We start from the raw sequence: 19,686 nt of genomic DNA on the forward strand, positions 1-19,686 counted from the left end.
AATATGTATGAATTCAATTGCGTTACATGTGAAGACAACCAAAGTGTAAAAGCCACACAACACTTGTCGCGTGGCCTTTGACTGATTCCTCATAATGCCGAATGATGTCTTAGTCTACTAATTTGATAGATTAGTTTAGACCAAAGTTCTGAGATAATTGCTCATCATGTTGTGCCACAGCATCAGCCGTTTTGTTCAATTGTGTATTAATTTCTTGCATTAATTGAGCAAAGTTTTGTACCTTCGGGCTTAATTGATTAAACTGATCATCAAATCTTTGGAATGCTTTACCTTCCCATTCACCGCGAAGTTCATTTTGTAAGTTCGTTAACTCCCTTAAAATTTGCTCAATTTGTTGGGCACTGCGACCATATCTTGTTGCTTTAGATTTAAGCTCTTCTGGGGTCATACGAATTTGTCCAGCCATTTATCTCCATCTCCCTAATGTTAAATTTGCCTATAAAATAGACATTTTTTATCATAAATAAATGATAAACATAATAATAATTCTTCTCTTCATTCCTTATTTGTACATATTTTATGTATCTTACTAACTTACAAACTTTTCTTTGGAAGTAATTCCCTTATAATTTATAACACAGCTCCTACTAATCAATCAATTTGCCCATAATTTGGCACAAAAAGTCATCTAGTACTATTTTCTACATTCCTTTTGAAACTAGGATTTTTTTAGCTTTATTACACCCAAAATCACAACCTTATTACTATGACTTTAGTGTTAATTAAATTGTAATAAAATGGTTTGATTGTAAAAACCAGGACTTAATGACCGTTTTTTATTAAAAAAGTGAAAATACACTCACTTAATTACACTAAGACAGAAAATTTTCTTATTTGATTGAACTACAGGGTACTTTTTACTCACAAACAGTAATCAAACCTATACTCAAACCATTCCAATGGAATCAAAAAAGCCTTAACCCATTTGAGTTAAGACTTTCTTTTTTTATAAAAGTAGTTAGATCTTAAACCGCTCACTTTCCTCTTTAAGCTCCACAGAAGCGGAGTTCAGTTCCTTAATCCACTGGTTCATCTCTTCGGTGGATCCAGTCATCTGTTGGGAGGATGCTGATACTTCTTCAATACCGGCTGCATTTTCTTCTGCAATGGCGGCAATTTCTTCAATCGACTTATTCATGCTGTCCTGCTTCGTAACAACCATATTCAGTTGCTGACTTAAGTCGGTAATTTTCTTGTTCATTCCTTCAATTAGTTGTGAAATCTCTTTAAACGTGTGGCCTGTATCTTTTACATTCTCTTGGCCAGTTGTTACCACTTGTAGTCCTTCTTCAAGGGTATCAACCACTTTTCTTGAGTTATTGTCTACTTTGCCAACAATCTCTTGAATTTCATCAACTGACTTTGATACTTCCTCCGCTAGCTTTCGAACCTCTGAAGCCACAACCGCAAACCCTTTTCCTTGCTCTCCAGCTCTAGCTGCTTCAATCGCTGCATTTAGTGCTAGTAGATTGGTTTGGTCTGCAATTGAGCGAATCAGAGTTACTAAGGAGGAAACTTGTCTAGTTTGTTCCGCTAAGTCTTTTACCTCCGTTACTGACCGAGTGACTACTTTATGGATATCATTCATACCAGTGACCGACTGTTGCATTAATTGGTAACCTGACTCTGTGTATTGAGTCACTTCATGATTCAAACGAGATAGTTCTTTCCCTTTTGAGTTTGCTTCTTCCATTAAGCTTGAGAATTGCCTCATATTCGCTGCAAGTTCTGTTGATAAGGTTGCTTGAGTCTCCGCCCCTGCAGCCATTTCCTCCATCGTTAAGGCAATTTGGCTCGAACCTTCTAATAATTCAGTAGAGGCAACATTTAACTCTTCACTTTTCCCACTGATTTTTAAAGAGGTTCCTTGCATATTATGAGCCATCTTCTCAAGAATTCTACTCATTTCTGTCATGGAATGATGTAATCTACTAATTTCATCCTTTGATTGAAGGGTAAGAGTGGCTAAGGTTTCTTTTGCCTGCAATAGATTCCCTTGCGTTATATCTTTAGATACTTCCGTTAAAATGGTCAGAGGGCGAAGCTTTTTCCCAAGGTAAAAATAAACGCCACCTAGAATAGTTAGCAGGATTACAAGAGATATGCCCAGTTGAATAGGGATAGACTCTTTCATTACGGAGTCTGTAATTGAATTGACTTGGGTCGCTTCCATATCAACACCCACAATTCCAAGGACTTTACCATCCTTGTCCTTTATAGGAGCGAAAGCCGACATATACTCCCCAAACTCAGGATCATTTACAATGTCTGTGCTGCTCACACCGCCAGCTACAGCCTCTTTTACATCCTCATATTTCGTTGCTGTGGTTGTTTCACCAATTGGAACCGCCTCACCCTTTGGTAGACCATCAATCATGATTTGTAGCGAGTGATCATCTTCCACCCTAAGAGTGTAAACGTACATGGCCCCCATCTTTACTCTGTAGTCATTAAGCTCTTCTTGAAGATGACTATAAGTTTTATTTTCTACTGGGTTTGATAAGAAATCTGCATACTCATCTGCATCAATTGCCTTTGCTACCCTTTCAGCATGGATGATTCCATTCGTCTTGAGGGTTTTATCAATAGACTGTTGAGAATTAAAGTAAATGATGGCAGCGTTTATGATAAAAATGCCTATGATCATAGTAAAAAGCATGAACGTAAATGTATTCTTTAAAGATTTGTCCTTCCTTTTCACAAAAATCCCCCTTATAAAGTCCTGGTAATATATTCATTATAGCGTAATTCAATAGAAATAGTAGAGAGATTACTAACATATACCTAGTACTAATTATTCATTATAAATGAGAAAGATTTTCATTCGTGATACACATCACATTTGTTTTAAGACAGATATGATACATTAACCACATAAAGCACTAACTTACTGGGGTGATGAACATGTCAAAAACAATATTTTTAAATCAAACCCTTTATGAAATATGCACTCAATATCCGGAAGTAATATCGATCATGCAGAGTCTAGGTTTTGAAAACATATCAAAACCTACCATGCTTCAAACCGTTGGTCGTGTCATGACCATACCTAAAGGCTGTCGTGTGAAAGACATTCCTTTAAACACCGTAATTACCACATTTCAAAGTCATGGTTTTGAGATAAAAGAGTAATGGAGGGCTACCAATGAGTGAGTTAATTAATAATCGTGAGCAACCAACATTAAACAAAACAGAACGACAAGAGATATTAAAAGCAATTATCAAAGATTTGCACATAGGACGAAGTGTAGAGGATGTTAGAAGTGAGTTTGAAAAAGCGGTCGGAACAATATCAATAGAGGAGATTTCTCAACTTGAGCAAGCGCTTATGGAAGAAGAAGGTATCCCAGTGGAAGAAGTCCAACGATTATGTTCTGTTCATACAGCCATTTTTAAAGGGTCCATTGAAGAAATCCATCGTAGCCAAAAACCAGAAGATCAGCCTGGACACCCTGTTCATACATTTAAGCTAGAAAATAAAGAAATTGATATGTTAGTAAACTTCAAAATCCAATTACACTTTGACCGTTTCAAAGCAGAGGATAGCAGTGAAAACGTATTTAAATTAATTGAAGACTTAAACCTGTTACTCGATATTGATAAACATTACAGTCGTAAGGAGAATTTGTTATTTCCGTTCTTAGAGAAATACGGTATTTTCGGGCCAACCAAAGTGATGTGGGGAGTGGATGATCGAATTCGAGAAGCGATTAAAACAGCTAAACAAGTCTTAACCAACTATACAAATCAGGATCATCAAACGGCTGTGAATAGCGTTGAATTCGTGATCCGCGAAGTATCTGAGATGATATTTAAAGAAGAAAACATCCTATTCCCAATGGCACTTCAACATCTAACCGAGGATGAATGGATTAAGATCGCACACGAAAGTGATGAAATTGGCTACTGTTTAACAAGCCCTGCTGTCGAGTGGAAACCAGAAAGAAAAGCATTAGCCAGCAACACTATGTCAGAAGGCTTCATCCGTATGGAAACAGGTTTTCTATCAATCGAGCAACTCGAACTCATGTTAAACCATTTACCTGTTGATATTACCTTTATTGACCAAGACGATGTGGTACGATACTTCTCTCATGGGAAAGAGCGTATTTTCGTAAGAACGAAAGCGGTCATCGGCAGAACCGTCCAAAATTGTCACCCTCCAAAGAGTGTTCATATGGTGGAAGAGATTTTACAGGACTTTAAATCAGGAAAAAAAGATAGTGAAGACTTTTGGATCAAGTTCAAAGATAAATATGTTTATATCCGATACTTTGCGGTAAGAGATGAGAAAGGAACGTATATGGGGACGTTGGAGTTCACCCAAAATATCGCCCCTATTAAAGAAATTGATGGAGAAAAACGAATATTAGGCTAACGGTGTTATGAACCTTTTTGTGAAAAAAGGAGATAGATCTATGGAGATATACGCCTATTTATGTTATAGCTTATAGTATATCTTCCGTTAAAGTAAGGTGATTACCATTAAAAATATAAAAAGCATTCTATTTTTCCTTATTGGATTTATCTCTTTAGGGATTGGTATTTCAGGGATTATCCTCCCGGTTCTGCCAGGCCTTCCATTTTTCCTATTTGCCTCTTATTGCTTTGCCAAAAGCTCTAAAAGGATCGAAAATTGGTTCAAGAATACACCACTTTATGAAAAATATGTGGTCAGGTTCCTCCAGAAAAAAGGACTCACACGGAAAGAGAAAATTCGGATCAACTTGATTGCCGATGCCTTCATCCTGTTTTCTGTCTTTTATGTGGACATTCTTTTTGTACAAATCATATTAGTTGGAACAGCTCTCTATAAGCATTACTATTTTATTAAGAGAATCAAGACGATCGACAAGCATGAAACCACTTCCTAGGAAGTGGTTTTTCTATGTTATAACTTGGATTAAAAAGCCTTGCACATCACAAATTATGTTAAAATAAGGGACTAGTATGGAAACTAACCAGTAGCTTGGGAGTGGAATAAATCATGAACAAAAAAGATGTAGCAAACATACGAAAACAATTCAAAATAAATAACGATTTACTCAAAATCAGTGATATTTACAATGTCTATATTATGAAAGACTCAAGTGATATTTATCATCACCAAAGTCAGCCTTTTGCTATGCTTGACCAAGATCAACAAGAATTATTTATGGGTAATTTTAAGAAGTTACTTGCTGGCCAAATGGATGAGAAGCTTTTCGAATTAAAATTTCAACGGAATGCTGAAAATAGTAGCCAGCTCATTTTGCATCAGGGCTTACTAAGCAGTGATGTGGAGGACTGGAAAGAGCAAATGCTGAAAATCGTAGGCAAGATGCTCGTGAACAGACAATACGAAATGGATATTGTCGTTACATTTATACGTGCAGAATATTTAAAGCCTACAAAACGCCGAAATGAAGAGGCAGAGGAAAGCGAACGTGATAGAGTTTACTCCCATCCCTTTATTCTTTGTAGCATAAATAATACCCAGGAGCCGAAGAAAGAGCTGCTCTTTGATTATGTAGAAAGAGAGTTCAAATATCACTTTGTGGTGGATCCCATTATTAACTTGAACGCTCCCATCGCTGGCTTTCTATTCCCTGCCTTCTCCGATAATTCAGCAGATGTGAACCATATTCTCTATTCAGCAGGTAAAGTACATGAGCCTGATTATTCATTCATCGAGGACGTGTTAAATGGCGAAGAAATCATGACGGCACAAGATGATAAAATTGTTTTTGAAGAAATTATAAAAGATGTTACAGGAGATCAGCTTAATACCTCCACTCTGGCTAATGTGTATGAAGAAATTAATCGCATGATCGTCGAAAATGAAGAGGAAGAGCAACCAAAATTAGATACAAAAGACGTGGAACGCGTGTTAACGATGAGTGGCATTGAAAATATAAATACGGAAAAGGTAGAAGCCGCTTTCCAAAAAATCATAGATGATGACAAATATGAGATCAAAGCTAGCAATATCTTACCGAAGTTTAATTCAAAATCCATTAAAATCAGCACGAAAATCGCAAATATATCTATTAGCCCACAAGATTTACGGTACGTCAAACAAGTTCATCTTGCAGGCAAAAGGTACCTTATGATTGAGGTGGAAGAAGATACGGTCATTGAAGGATTTACGATGATTCCAGAAGCTTTTGGCGGGAGCCAAGGGGAATAATAAATAAAATGAATCTTTGAGTTAAAACTCACTTCTTTTTATAAGATTGTCCTGTCCTTGATCGAGTAACCAGCACAAATAAGCGGAGATTTTTCGGTTAAACGCAGAATGGAGCTCGTTTCGGGGTAAATAAAGGGAGGTTTTCCGCTTATACAAAGAAAAAACCCCCATTTTCGAATTTTTCGAGCAAATAGGCGGAATCTCTCCGTCTATTACAGCTTTTTTTCATAATCATTACTAATTAAGTGGAATTTCTCCGTCTATTTAGCAGCTCGGGTGCTTAATAAATACTATAAACCCATTCTTAATTTTTTATAGCTTAGGCTACACCCTATTCTCCCACGCCCGAATCGTACGAAAGCGCGGATGCTCCGAAAGAACAGATTCTCTTAATCGTTTGACGACAGGATGTTTGGAGGAGAAAAACTCGTCATTTGAGTCATAAAGCTCAATCAATTCTCCTTTTTCAAGAACGCCTATTTGATCTGAAATGGAAAAAGCCGCTTTTATATCGTGTGTGATAAACAGATAAGATAAGCCATAGTCATCCTTTAAATCGCTTAATAGTTGTAAAATTAAGCTTTGTGTGACCATGTCTAAACTACTTACGGATTCATCAAGTACAATTAATCTTGGTTTCAGAGCTATGGCTCTAGCAATATTAATTCTTTGCAATTGCCCACCGCTAAATTGGTGCGGATATTTTTTTAGATCCTTTTCATGTAATCCTACTCTTTCAAGTAGCTCAATCACCGTTCTTCTTTGTTCTTCTACCGACAGTTTTTCATAATTCTTTAATGGCTCACTAATAATCGATTCAGCTGTCATGCGGGGGTTAACTGATGAATACGAATCTTGGAAAACCACTTGAAGATCTCGACGAAGTTTCTGTCGTGTTTGTTTGTCCGCTTTGTAAATATCATGTCCTTGAAACAAAACCTGACCTTGCTGTGGACGTTGAATTCCAAGAATGACTTTCCCTAACGTACTTTTACCGGCTCCACTTGTACCAATTAAGCCTAAACAGGTTCCTTCTTGAATCTCAAAGGAAATATCCTTTAGAACTTTTGGTTGATCCTTGCCTTGAAAAAGCTTCTTCGAATGAAAGCTTAGATTTACTTGCTTTACCTGTAATAAGCTCAATGGTATCACCTCTTCGAAAATTCGGGTCCTTCTTCACAGCATAAACGTATACGGTTGTTTTTCAGCATATAAGGTCGGTCTTGTCCTCAATAGCTTCTTTGTGTATTCATGCTGTGGGTTATCAAATACTTCTAACACATTGGCCGTTTCTACGATCTTCCCATGTTGCATCACAACTACATGATCAGCCATTTCCGAAATCACCCCAAGATCATGAGAAATGAGTAAGATCGATGTTCCGTATTCAGAGCGTATTTTTTCTAATAGACGAAGAACTAATACTTGGCTGTGGAGATCAAGTGCAGTCGTGGGCTCATCGGCAATAATCACTGATGGCTGTAAGCATGCAGCCATGGCAATCATCACTCGTTGAAGCATTCCTCCACTTAAGTGAAAAGGGTAATATTTTAACAATTTATCTGGCTCTGGTAAATTCACACTTTCCATTACATCAATAGCAAGCTCCCTTGCTTGCTTTTTCGTTAGCGACGTATGAGAGCGAATCGTTTCTATAAATTGTTGACCAATCGTAAATACGGGAGTAAAGGCATTCATTGGATTTTGCATAATAAACGCAATATCTTTCCCTCTTATTTTCCGCATCTCCTTGTTACTTAAGCCATTTAATTCCCTATCGTGTAGTGTAATACTCCCCGTAATGTCCATGTTCTTTCGATCGTGTAGCTGTAAAATGGACATACTTGTAACGGTCTTTCCACTACCGCTCTCCCCAACAAGACCAAGGATTTCCCCTTTTTTTATCCCAAAATTAATATCCTGAACAAGTGTGGCAGAACCTTCCTTCGTTCTTACTTTCACTTGTAAGTCTCGTACATTTAAAATGTTTCTTGTTTCCATTCTCAACAGTCCTTTTTTATTAGCGACGTTTAACTCCAAAACGTTCTGATAGTGATTCTCCTAATAAGTTAAAGGTAACTACCACTAGCATAATCATTAAACCCGGGTACAGCATTAAAGCAGGATTGGTTCTGATATATGACTTTCCTTCATGAATCATCGCTCCCCACTCCGGTGTAGGCGGTTGAACACCTAACCCTAAAAAGGACATGGAAGATAAATTCATAATGGCCCAACCCATTTCTAAAGTTCCCATTACCGCAAGTGAGGGAACCACGTTGGGAATAATATGATTTTTTAAGATGGTCCATGTAGAAGAACCACTAATTTTAGCTGCCGTAATATAGTTCTGTTCTTTCAAGCTTAAAACCATTCCTCGAATGACTCTAGCGTAGTAAACCCATTGTACGAGTATTAATCCTAAGACGACTTGTTTTAGACCTGCTCCCCAAATGCCTACAAAACCAATAACAAACAACAGGCTGGGAATCGCCATTAGTCCATCACCGAGTCTCATTAACAATTGATCCACCCAACCACCTTTGTACCCAGCAATGATCCCAATAATAAGCCCAATACTTAAAGCTGACATAAAAATGAGCAAGGCGTACCCAAGCGATATACGGGCTCCATACAGGATACGAGATAGCGTACATCGGCCTAAGTGATCGGTACCTAATGGATACTCTAAAGAAGGTTTCTGCAGCTTATCGGCTAAATTGACCGCAATAGGATCATTAGGTGCCAACCAAGGGGCAAATATAGTAATAAAAAACAACACACACAAGATAAAAGAACAAATAACAATCTAAACTGTACCCGATAGAGTAGACACTGAAAAAAAGGTCTGCCCTATCGGGTACTTTTATGTATAATGAAAAAAAATGTGGGAATCGGAGAATAATCTTATGCCAAAAAAACTCTTCAATGATAAAGAAATAAAAATCCTTTCTAATAATCAATATGTCAAATCTGTCAGTACAAAAGGTATTACCTATACTGATGAATTTAAAAGGATTTTTATAGCTGAAAGCGAAAATGGAAAATCACCACGACAGATCTTTGAGGACAAAGGTTTTGATATTGATATCACTGGTATCGTTAGAGTAAATAGAGCAGCGTATAGATGGCGTGTTGCTTATAATAAATCTGGAGTAATGGGCCTTCGAGATTCACGTAAAGATCATTCTGGGAGACCCACTAAAAGAGAGCTTAGTTTAGAAGAAAAAAATGCAAAATTAGAAGCACAAATTCAACTGTTGCGAGCTGAAAATGAATTACTAAAAAAGTTAGACATGATGGAAAGGGGGCTGGAGAGAAACGAGTAAAAGTATCAGCGGAAAAGAAATTTCTCTTAATTCGTACAGTAATAGAAAAGTATGAACTTAAAAATATGGTAAGTTACTTATGCGAAATATCCGGTGTTTCTCGCTCGGGTTATTATCATTATTTTTCTCCGAAATCTCAGGAAAACAGAGATCGCCGTGAAAAAGAAGATTTAATCTTAAAAGAAAATATTTTAAAAGCTTTTCATTTTAAGCGACGTCATAAAGGTGCACGGCAAATTAAGATGACGTTAAAAGGGCAGTTTGATATTAAATATAACTTAAAACGAATCCGAAGGATTATGAAGAAATTCAAGATTATATGCCCTATTAGAAGAGCCAACCCTTATAAAAAGATGTTAAAAGCTACCCAAGAACATTCGGTACAACCAAATTTACTTAACCGTGAATTTAAACAAGAGATCCCAGGTAAGGTATTACTTACTGACATTACTTATTTATATTACGGTAAGGGACAAAAAGCTTATTTGTCCACTATTAAGGATAGTTCAACGAATGAAATATTGGCCTATAATGTTTCTAATCGACTTACATTGGATTTAGCTACGGATACATTAGTAAAGTTAAAGAATAATAGACGAGTAGAGTTGGCAGAAGGAGCCTTTATTCACTCAGATCAAGGAGTACACTACACTAGTCCCAATTTTCAGAAGCACGTAAAAAAACTAGGTCTAGGACAATCAATGTCAAGAAGGGGAAACTGTTGGGATAACGCTCCACAAGAGTCTTTTTTCGGACATTTTAAGGATGAAGCATTTATAAAACCGTGTAATTCTTTAGAAGAACTTAAAAGGGAAATAAGAAGTTATATGACTTACTATAACAATTTCAGATATCAATGGAATTTAAAGAAGATGACCCCTGTTGAATACAGAAATCATCTACTTGATGTGGCATAACCTTTTTTTAAATGTCCTTTACAACGGGTACACTTTAATCACTTGATGACCTTTTAATTTAGTACGTAACTTTGCAATCATTGAAGCTGCCTTCCTTTTCTAGAAATACGTGGGTCAATATACATTTGGATAAGGTCGACAATCAAGTTGCTAATCAGGAATAATCCCGCTGCTAATAGTACATAGGCTTGAATAACAGGAACATCACGGTTAAAAATGGCTTCAAGGAAATACCGTCCAAATCCTGGCCATGAAAAGACTGCCTCTACAATTATTGCCCCAGTCAATAAATTCCCTAAGTTCATTCCAAGTCCCGTAATCATGGGGGAAATGGCAATCCTTAACACATGCTTACCCATTATGACCATCTCATGCAGTCCTCTGGTTCTTGCAAAAAGAACATAAGATTCTTGCAAATTCTCTAAGATGCTCGCACGTAACAGGCGAGTATATAAAGCAATTAAAGGGAAGGCCAAAGTGAGTGAAGGTAGGATTAAATGCTCCCAAGTTCCCGTACCTTCTACTGGAAAAAGGTCTAATTTTACAGAAAAGAAAAAAATAAATAAATATCCAAGCCAAAAAGATGGGATGGATGCTCCAATAAAAGAGAGGAATCGACTAAAATGGTCGATCCCACTGTTTTTCTTTATACCTGCAAAAAAGCCTATCGGCACACTTACTAATATGGCAATCAATAGACTGCCAATCGTTAGCTGAATCGTCGCTGGAATACGAGCGGAAATCTCTTCCCAGACAGGTTTATTCGTAACATAAGATATGCCAAAATCAAACTGGCATATCTTAATAACGGTATTCACATATTGAATTAGAAGAGGTTGATCTAAGCCGAACTCATGTCTCTTTTGTTCTAACGCCTCATCCGTTGCTTGGATATGTGCTGCAGCAAAGTAGGCCTCAGCAGGGTCCACCGGTGATAGATTAATCATCCCAAACGTTATGAATGTAGCGATAAGAAAAATGGGAACGATGGTGATGATTCGTTTAAAGACATAAGTAGCCATAAATACCTCCTCCTGATGTTTACTCTTTTACACTAACTCCTGTAAATGGATGTTCGTCTCGGTTAGCAGGAAATGTAAAGTTAGAAACATCCTTTTTATAAATTGCTATTTTCTTAATATACGAAATAGGTAGGATTGCGCCTTGCTCTTGTAAAGAACCTAAGATATCTGAATATAATTGTTGACGCTCAGCTTCATCTGTTGTTTGTGTGACCTTAGCAATTTTGCTAAATATCTCATCTTTGTTAGGATAAGCGGAAATGGCTTCATTAAATCCAAATCCTTCTGTCGCAATGACATTTACGAAAGAATGTGGGTCATATGGAGCACCATAGTTACTGAAAAAGTTCATTTCAAACTCATTCGCTTTGAACCTTTCTACTTGAGTAGTAAGCTCCACTCCTACAATATTTAATTTTACACCTATTCCTGCCCACTCAGCTTGTAATGTTTCAGCCATTGTCTTTTGGATAGATTCAGCTGAGTTATACATTAACTCGACTTCTAGCGGTGTTCCATCTTTTTCACGAACTGTTTTACCTTTTGGCAATTTCCAGCCCGCTTCATCTAATAGTTGCTGCGCTTTTTCTACATTATATTTTACTGTCGTTACATCAATATCTGAAGTATAAGGAAGGTTTGTTGGTAAGATATAGTCTGCCTTCTCTTCTAAACCGGAGGTAACTCCCTCAACCAAAGCCGCTTTATTGAAACCATAATGTAATGCTTGACGAACACGTTCATCAGATAGCTGTTCTTTGGTTGTATTCATGACGAGCTGTCTAGTAGCTACTGGTTCAGAAATGCTCGTCCCATAAGAACCTGTTGATTTTAATTGATTAAACGAATCGATACTGATCACACCCTCACCATACAAAAGGTCTAATTCACCTTTTTCGAAAGCAAGTACACGTGTTTCCGCATCAGGAATGACTTTTACTGTAATCTTCTCTACATTTGGAAGTTCTCCCCAATAATCTTCGTTTCGTTTAAAGACAGCGTATTCGTCTACTTTATATTCATCGAGTACCCATGGACCTGTCCCCACTGGCTTTTCTACACCTTTAGACGTGTCCCCATCTTGAGGGAAACCAGCTTCTCCAAGGAAACGTACAGGACGTACAACTGCTAACTCCTGGATAGTAGGATAATAGGGTTCCGTTAACGTTAATTTAAACGTATATTCATCGATCACCTCTGTTTGAGCAATCTTTGAAATAAATCCTAACCAACTATGAAAATCTACATTTTTAAGTATAGCATCAAAGTTCTTTTTCACAATCTCTGCATTAAAACTTGTACCATCTGAAAATTTTACATCTTGACGTAAATGGAATAAATATTCCTTCCCGTCCGTAGAAATATCCCAAGACTCTGCTAGATGTGGTTGTAGCTCTCCTCCATCCCCAAAGCTTACTAAAGGCTCATATACCATCGATGTAGAAAATAATTGTGATGGATTATACATATGTGGATTCAATTCACCTATATCTCTAGGCCATGCAAAAGTAAGTGTATTATCACTTTTACCTGCCGTATCCTCTTTATTTTCTGCTGATTCATTTGAACAGCCCATTAAAGCTAATGATAAAATTAGAATAATCATAGATATAATTAGAACTGGTTTTCTTAACATAAATCTTGCTCCTCTCAAGCTGATAATGATAACTATTATCAATAGTAGAGTTGGAGCATATAATTGTCAATACAATTTCAAATTGTCACAAAGTATTCAATATATCTACCTTCGTTGTAGTGTTTTTTAATACCAAATAGCAAAGAGGCTTCTCCACTTAGAGCAGCCCCATAAAAGTTCCTATATAAATTTTCCATAGTTCTATAGTTGAACTTGAGTACGAGAGTAATAGATGGCCATGTTCATTTCACATACGGTATTTGTTGTATTTTCATAGACTTGACAATTATCGGTTGTAAAAGAGACCGAATCTCCATTATTAATAGTAAAGGATTCTTCCTCACCAATTTTTACCGTTAGCCTTCCGGAATGAACAGTAATAGACTTCACTGTACCAGATCCACTTCGTTCAGAAAAATGCATACAGCCAGGTAGTAAACGAATTCTATATATTTCAACAGGAATACCAGGTGATGAAAAGGTATTGTACACTTCAAATAAGTCATCATCATCCGTAAAAAAAGGTTGCTCATCTACTTTTTTGATTTTCACCGAGGGATTCGTTGTTAAGAAAGAAGCAAACGGAATCTGAAGTCCTGCTGCAATTTTCCAAAGAGTTGAAACAGTGGGGTTAGAGGTGCCACGCTCGATTTGTCCGATCATCGGTTTGCTAACACCTGTTAACTCAGCCAAATCTTCTAATGTCAAATGACGTTGCTGACGGAAATAACGCAACTGTTCACCAATTTGGACAGATAAAGAGTTTTTATCCATGTTTAATTGTACTCCTTCATTTGTGTAGCTATATGTCACGTTTTGTTATGTATAATATTTTTATCATAAGTCAGAAAATTGTCAATACAACGACTATTAGTTAAAAGTAATTTATTTAATTTTTCAAAATATTTTCAAAAAACCATTGCATAACCTGTATGTTATATTATACTATTTAAAACAATATATCATATGCTGATTTCATCTATATGACGATCAGCTACCAGACCAATAATAGAAGGAAGCGACCACCATGTATTATACATTTGCACCCCAAACCAAAAACTTTGAATCTTCTGCAGTAAGAGACATTCTTAAAGTGACTCAACAAGGACATGTCATCTCATTTGCTGGTGGATTACCAGCAGAAGATATCTTCCCTCTCGAACAAGTGAAAATTGCCTATGAGAAAGTATTTGCTTCAGGAAATTCTTCTTTGCAATATGGTTTAACAGAAGGATTTATTCCGCTTAGAGAAGCAGTTAAAGCAAAGATGGAGGAAAGAGGAATTTCATCTACAGTTGATAATATTCTTCTAACCACCGGATCTCAGCAAGCCATTGACTTGTTTTCAAGAATTATGCTGACTCCCGGTGATGTTGTTCTTACAGAGGATCCAACCTACTTAGCAGCTCTGCAAGTGTTTCGATCTTACGGGGCAAATGTCATTTCTGTATCTAGTGATGAACATGGGATGTTACCAGAAGATTTAAAAGAGAAAATGGAGACATTAAATCCGAAATTTGTTTATATCATTCCTACCTTTGCTAATCCAGATGGGAAGGTATGGAGCGATGATCGACGTCGAAAGCTTCTAAGCCTTTGCCAAGAGAATAATGTGCTTGTTTTAGAGGACGATCCATATGGGGATATTCAATTTCATTCAGAGGAACAATATAACCCTGTAGCTTCCTATGACCACGAACAAAGCCATGTTTTATATACTAGTACATTTTCAAAGTCCGTTGTCCCTGCATTAAGAACAGGGTGGGTAACTGGACCATCAGAAGTCATAAATATGATGGTACAAGCAAAGCAAATGAATGACTTACATTCCAGTTCCATTGACCAACAGGCACTCTATTATTTATTACGTGATTTTAACCTTGCTTCTCATATTGAAGTCATAAGAAGTGTCTATTATGAACGTATGACGATCATGAGAGACTACTTAAATAAATTAGGACCTGATTTGTTCAAATGGAAGGAACCAAAAGGTGGAATGTTTATCTGGGTGGAAGGCCATAAAGAATTAAACACAACTGCTCTATTAAACCAAGCCGTTGAAAAAGGAGTGGCCTTTGTTCCAGGCGCACCATTCTACGTGAATGAGCCAAAGAACAACACATTCAGACTAAACTTTAGCCACTCCACCCCTGAAACCATTGAACTCGGGATGGATCGTTTAATAAGTGTTTTGCTGAAGCCTGAGGTAGTTAAATAATAACCACTACTTATTAAAGGACACTAGTAAAGACGTATGAATTTTGCATACGTCTTTTCTTTATTTATCCGATCGGTTAGGGGATCAGGTTAAGCACCCGAACTGATAGTTAGGCGGAGAAATTCCGCTTAATTAGTAATTATGATTAAAAAAGGCTTAAATAGACGGAAAAATTCCTCCTATTGGCTCGAAAAACCCGAAAATAGGAGGTTTTGCTTTGCATAAGCGGAAAATCTCCGCTTATTTACCTAGAAATGGGCTCCATTCTGCATCTAACCGGAAAATCTCCGCTTATTTTACTTTTGCTGGTTACTCGCTTAAGGATCTCAAACATTCGAGAGAACCTCATGCAATAGGAAGTGGTTTTTTCCTTTTGTTCAAAGCAACGAGAAAACATGATAATACACATAGTAAAAAATCTCAAGTTAACTGTAATTTGTATTTATAACATCCTATTCATAAGAACCATAAATAGCTAAATCCTGATAGTCCAAAGTAAACGTAGTGCCGTTCCATTTTAATCTATTTTGAATAAGGCCTAAAGAATCCGCATGATATCTTCCAGCAATCTGTTGATAGGCTATTAGTTCATAAAGTTTATTTAAATCGTAATCTGTTGGATATAAGCCACTTATGGGGTCAACCCACCCACTGATAGGAGTCTTCAGTTTCCCATTTTCATCGTAAATTTCGTTTAAATAATCAGTTCCACGCAGTGATATATCAATCAGATATTTTGCTTTATTTATTTTACTTATTACTTCCACTTTATAATTATTTTTAAAAGAAACATCATATTGATACTGTTGATTATACACATTAGAGTCGAACAACAAACGAGGTGTATTATTAACAAACGAATAAATATAGTTATATGTTGTACCACCACTTCCGCCTGTTGGGATGGTTATTAAAATATCATTAACTCCATCACCTGTAAAATCACCCAAAAACAGTGCGGGATCATATCCTGTGTTTTCCTTTAGCGGGATACGAACAAAAACTCCTGTTGCCCCATTCTGGATGACGAGGGTCATATTTTGAAACATTGGAAGATTTGATGCTTTGAAACCTGTCACAAATACATGATCAGGGATATGGTCACCATTTACATCCCCCTTGGCAAAAGCGACAACACCTGAATTTCTCATACTTGTATTTAAATGATAATTATACATATAAGGCTCCTAGCATATTGGATTTATGCTTTAACTTATGCGCTAAACTGTACACATGTCATTCTCAAATTTAAGATTGCTAAAACAACAAGCAACTTAAACTTTCTATGTTTATATAATATGGGAAGGAGTGTTATCTATGCCCTGGCAACTGAAAATGCCATACTTGATTGGTGAGCCCTTTGGAGTCTCTTTTGTCAGGAACATTAACTCTAAGAAAATAGAAATAAACTAATCCTTATTCTATTATTCAGCAAAAAAAAGAAACCCCATCCGGTTTCTTTTTTCTTCCTATTAATTAACTACTGCAGCCGCCTCCGCAACTGGAGCAACTTGAACCTCCTGAGTCTCCACTACCACCTGAATCGCCTGAATCACTGCTACAAGCAAAACCGGAACAAGATGATCCACCACTGAAATGAGCAGCTTTTTGGTATTCCTCAGGAGCGACTTCGCTCATACGCTCATGAAATTCTTCTTCATCGTATATGGAATAGTAGACCGCTGCCCCCGCTGCAACTGAATATATGTGGGCGTTACTTGTTGATGTATCTGAATCAACCTTCTTAAAACCTGTGCTTTGCAGCTCGGCCTCATGAATCTCATTTTTCATTTTACGAACTAAATATCTTTTCACTTCTAACCAATCTTCATTTTTTCTAAAATATTTGGATAGTAGCTCCTCCTCAGGTAATAGGCGGAAATCTTCTAAAATCTCCCGTTTAATGGGGTTTTGTAAAAAGCTCCCCCAGATTGCTCTGCTGTTCGTGGTCACTTCAAATAAACTAATATAAACCCAATCGAAAAAAGCTCGTTCGCCTGGAATCGGTGCGGTATCCAGATTAGGTGTGTGATGCAGTGTATCATTGTAAAAGTCCTTGGAAAACTTCTCGTAATCCCTTGTAAACATTAGCATCTCATGCCAAATTTCATCTACATGATGGCTGAACATCGGAACTGTTTTTAATAAACTATTCATCAAGAAATACCGCTTTAACTCAAACATTCCCCAGTCGAACTCATGATCCTTCCATTTAGGATGATTCTGTAAGACACGGTTTTTCACATTGTCCATATAAAAATTTGGTAAGGATTGATCGAGCTTTTTCACAATCGGGGTTCCTTCTTCTACCTGTACACCTAGTTGTTCTGGGATCGGGTCATTCCTTAATGATTTTTTCTTCCCGCTTGAAAACAATGTACTTCCTAGCAGAATAAAGATTCCTATTACCATAAATCCAATAAAAAGTTCCATGCCCTCTCCCCTTTAAAATTATGTTCTTCACCTTATCTATACGATTTAATCATAGATAAGTTTCGTTCAATTTTCTAAAATTTAACAAACGTTTTCCTTGAGCAAAACAAAAAATAGAAGCTTCTCACAAGTTAGTTAACTTATGAGAAACTTCCATTGCATTAGTAAAATGTTAGCATTTTAAAGTAAATAGTGTTACCGTAATTCTCACACTCACCATGGAAATTGGATGAGCATTTATAAACTATAAAATAATTCAAAACAATAGAAGAAAAAATAAAGACCAAAAGTCTAAATTTTTATGTTGTAGAATTAAAAGAGTTCAGAATACACCTCTAGGATTTTAAATTCTTACTTCCTTTTATGAATATTTCCCTTTAAAGAGAGAAAATATTTTTAGTTAGCCTGCTGTCGAAGTTTTTGGACATCATTTTTAGTGTACCAAATATATTTTCCTGTATAACCATAAATGATCGCTAGTAAAATGGAAACAAAACTTAACCACATAAATGGAACATAAGAAAAGGTAGCTACTCCTAAAATCCCTGCCATGAAAATCCCGTTGTCAGACCATGGAATCATCCCAGATGTTAGTGTTCCACCGACTTCAGAATTTCGCGCTAATACTCTCCTATCAATATATAATTTATCATAGTTTTCTTCCATAATCTTAGGTGTTAAAATTAAAGATACGTACATAGCGCAACCAAATACATTCGCTAAAAAGGCTACAATTATTGTTGATATAGTCACATTACCTGCTGAAGTTAGCCATTTCTGGAATTTAGATACTATTACTTTTAGTACTCCCAAATGTTCTAAAAGACCACCAAATCCTAATCCAAAAATAATTACGACGATTGATCCTAGCATCCCCTGGATCCCTCCACGGTTCAAAAGATTATCCATGAATTCGATGCCTGTATCTATTGAAAAACCATTGTAAGCAATACCAATAGCTACGGAAAAGTCTACCCCTTGAAAGGCAGTTGCCCAAATAGCACCTAGGAAAGCTCCTGCAGCAATTGTTGGTATAGAAGGTTGTTTCAGTGCTAGCATTAGAATGACAAAAATAGCTGGAATGAGCATCCAGATTTGAATTGTAAAGTTTTCAAGTAATGCAGACTTTAGAAATTCCACCTTTTCCAAATCTGTATTTTTCCCGCTATACATAAACCCTACTATAGTAAAAAGAATAGCAGTAATGATATATGCAGGGATATCTAAATATAACATGCCACGTACGTGTGCAATAACATCAACTTTCGACATTGATGCAGCGAGTACGGTACTGTCAGAAAGTGGAGAAAGTTTATCTCCAAAGTATGCACCTGAAAGAACAGCACCAGCTACAAGCGGCAGAGGGATACCCATTCCTTCTCCTATTGCCATCATTGCGATTCCTGCAGTCCCTACTGTTCCCCACGATGTACCTGTTGCCAAAGATGTGATCGAGCAAGTGACGAGTGTAGCTAATAAGAAAATACTCGGGTGGATAAACTCTAAACCGTAATAAATAAGTGTTGGTACGACTCCTCCTGCAATCCAAGTACCGATAAGGGCACCAACTACCATGAGAATTAATATAGCCTCAAGACCATTTGAAATCCCATTTGTAATAGCTTCTTGCAATTGCTGGTATCTGTGTCCTAAGTGTAATCCAAGTAAAATAACAATGAACCACGATATCAATAATGCTAGCTGTATCGGTAAATCAAATATAGTGGTAAATGAAAAAACAACGCTTAAAAACAAACCCAATGTTATGATAATCTCTAACATTGATGGTAATCGTACATTCCTCACACCTACTCCCCCTATCAACAATAAAGCTCTTTCGGAATTCTATATTTAAACGTTCATCTTTCTTTTAAAAGTCATCTCAAAATTAAGAGATACATAGGAAATATTTAATAACGAATATATTTTACTATCATACTA

General features: G+C 36.7%; 17 protein-coding genes. 6 read left to right on the forward strand and 11 right to left on the reverse strand.

Annotated features, from left to right (window positions below; genetic code table 11):
- Positions 1-130: 130 nt before the first annotated feature.
- Both M3175_RS21655 and M3175_RS21660 read right to left on the reverse strand, forming a co-directional pair.
- On the reverse strand, positions 131-427 hold the full coding sequence (locus M3175_RS21655; protein WP_251523482.1) for a WXG100 family type VII secretion target: 297 nt from the start codon (positions 425-427) through the stop codon (positions 131-133).
- Positions 428-979: 552 nt separating this feature from the next.
- Positions 980-2,680, reverse strand: a complete 1,701-nt coding sequence (locus M3175_RS21660) for a methyl-accepting chemotaxis protein (RefSeq protein WP_251523484.1) — start codon at positions 2,678-2,680, stop codon at positions 980-982.
- Positions 2,681-2,925: 245 nt separating this feature from the next.
- Here M3175_RS21660 and M3175_RS21665 point away from each other — a divergent pair, with 245 nt between their 5' ends.
- From M3175_RS21665 to M3175_RS21680, 4 genes are all read left to right on the forward strand, one after another.
- A complete protein-coding gene (locus M3175_RS21665) occupies positions 2,926-3,153 on the forward strand; it encodes a DUF1858 domain-containing protein (RefSeq protein ID WP_251523486.1) in 228 nt (75 codons plus the stop codon).
- 13 nt (positions 3,154-3,166) lie between these two features.
- Complete coding sequence (locus M3175_RS21670; RefSeq protein WP_251523488.1) at positions 3,167-4,399, forward strand: DUF438 domain-containing protein; 1,233 nt, start codon at positions 3,167-3,169, stop codon at positions 4,397-4,399.
- Positions 4,400-4,496: 97 nt separating this feature from the next.
- Complete coding sequence (locus M3175_RS21675; RefSeq protein WP_251523490.1) at positions 4,497-4,895, forward strand: YbaN family protein; 399 nt, start codon at positions 4,497-4,499, stop codon at positions 4,893-4,895.
- A gap of 113 nt (positions 4,896-5,008) precedes the next feature.
- Entirely contained in the window at positions 5,009-6,190 is a 1,182-nt protein-coding gene (locus tag M3175_RS21680) for a DUF4317 domain-containing protein (RefSeq protein WP_251523492.1), read from the forward strand.
- A 324-nt stretch (positions 6,191-6,514) separates the two neighbouring features.
- On the opposite strand, the gene nikE is transcribed toward M3175_RS21680, so the two are convergent.
- The 3 genes from nikE to nikC are packed head-to-tail and all read right to left on the reverse strand — an operon-like array spanning position 6,515 to position 8,981.
- A complete protein-coding gene (nikE, locus tag M3175_RS21685) occupies positions 6,515-7,333 on the reverse strand; it encodes a nickel import ATP-binding protein NikE (protein WP_251523494.1) in 819 nt (272 codons plus the stop codon).
- Positions 7,334-7,366: 33 nt separating this feature from the next.
- A complete protein-coding gene (gene nikD, locus M3175_RS21690) occupies positions 7,367-8,191 on the reverse strand; it encodes a nickel import ATP-binding protein NikD (RefSeq protein WP_251523496.1) in 825 nt (274 codons plus the stop codon).
- Positions 8,192-8,210: 19 nt separating this feature from the next.
- Entirely contained in the window at positions 8,211-8,981 is a 771-nt protein-coding gene (gene nikC, locus M3175_RS21695) for a nickel ABC transporter permease subunit NikC (protein ID WP_371321717.1), read from the reverse strand.
- Between the two features lie 118 nt (positions 8,982-9,099).
- Between nikC and M3175_RS21700 the strand changes: the two genes are divergently transcribed.
- A protein-coding gene (locus M3175_RS21700) for an IS3 family transposase (RefSeq protein ID WP_160547515.1) occupies positions 9,100-10,436 on the forward strand; the annotation gives its coding sequence in 2 pieces (ribosomal slippage) (positions 9,100-9,484 and positions 9,484-10,436; 1,338 coding nt in all).
- 77 nt (positions 10,437-10,513) lie between these two features.
- Here the strand turns inward: M3175_RS21700 and nikB are convergent.
- The 3 genes from nikB to M3175_RS21715 all read right to left on the reverse strand — a co-directional run bounded on the left by nikB (position 10,514) and on the right by M3175_RS21715 (position 13,868).
- The gene (nikB, locus tag M3175_RS21705) at positions 10,514-11,458 is read right to left on the reverse strand and encodes a nickel ABC transporter permease subunit NikB (protein ID WP_251523498.1); all 945 of its coding nucleotides are present in this window, start codon (positions 11,456-11,458) and stop codon (positions 10,514-10,516) included.
- A gap of 19 nt (positions 11,459-11,477) precedes the next feature.
- Positions 11,478-13,094 (reverse strand): nickel ABC transporter substrate-binding protein, encoded by a 1,617-nt coding sequence (gene nikA, locus M3175_RS21710; protein ID WP_251523500.1) that lies wholly within the window; start codon positions 13,092-13,094, stop codon positions 11,478-11,480.
- Between the two features lie 201 nt (positions 13,095-13,295).
- Positions 13,296-13,868 (reverse strand): XRE family transcriptional regulator, encoded by a 573-nt coding sequence (locus M3175_RS21715; protein ID WP_251523502.1) that lies wholly within the window; start codon positions 13,866-13,868, stop codon positions 13,296-13,298.
- A gap of 253 nt (positions 13,869-14,121) precedes the next feature.
- Between M3175_RS21715 and M3175_RS21720 the strand changes: the two genes are divergently transcribed.
- Positions 14,122-15,312: an aminotransferase-like domain-containing protein gene (locus M3175_RS21720; RefSeq protein WP_251523504.1), complete on the forward strand. Its 1,191-nt coding sequence runs from the start codon at positions 14,122-14,124 to the stop codon at positions 15,310-15,312.
- Between the two features lie 452 nt (positions 15,313-15,764).
- Here M3175_RS21720 and M3175_RS21725 read toward each other — a convergent pair whose 3' ends face one another.
- From M3175_RS21725 to nhaC, 3 genes are all read right to left on the reverse strand, one after another.
- Positions 15,765-16,490: a YybI family spore inner coat protein gene (locus M3175_RS21725; RefSeq protein WP_251523506.1), complete on the reverse strand. Its 726-nt coding sequence runs from the start codon at positions 16,488-16,490 to the stop codon at positions 15,765-15,767.
- Positions 16,491-16,788: 298 nt separating this feature from the next.
- Positions 16,789-17,745, reverse strand: coding sequence for a UCP032817 domain-containing protein (locus M3175_RS21730; RefSeq protein ID WP_251523508.1), 957 nt, complete (start codon positions 17,743-17,745; stop codon positions 16,789-16,791).
- 396 nt (positions 17,746-18,141) lie between these two features.
- Positions 18,142-19,551 carry a Na+/H+ antiporter NhaC gene (gene nhaC / locus M3175_RS21735; protein WP_251523521.1) on the reverse strand — a complete coding sequence of 470 codons (1,410 nt, stop codon included), beginning with the start codon at positions 19,549-19,551 and terminating at the stop codon, positions 18,142-18,144.
- Positions 19,552-19,686: the final 135 nt, after the last annotated feature.

The organism is Robertmurraya korlensis, from assembly GCF_023715225.1.
Lineage (GTDB): Bacteria > Bacillota > Bacilli > Bacillales > Cytobacillaceae > Robertmurraya_A.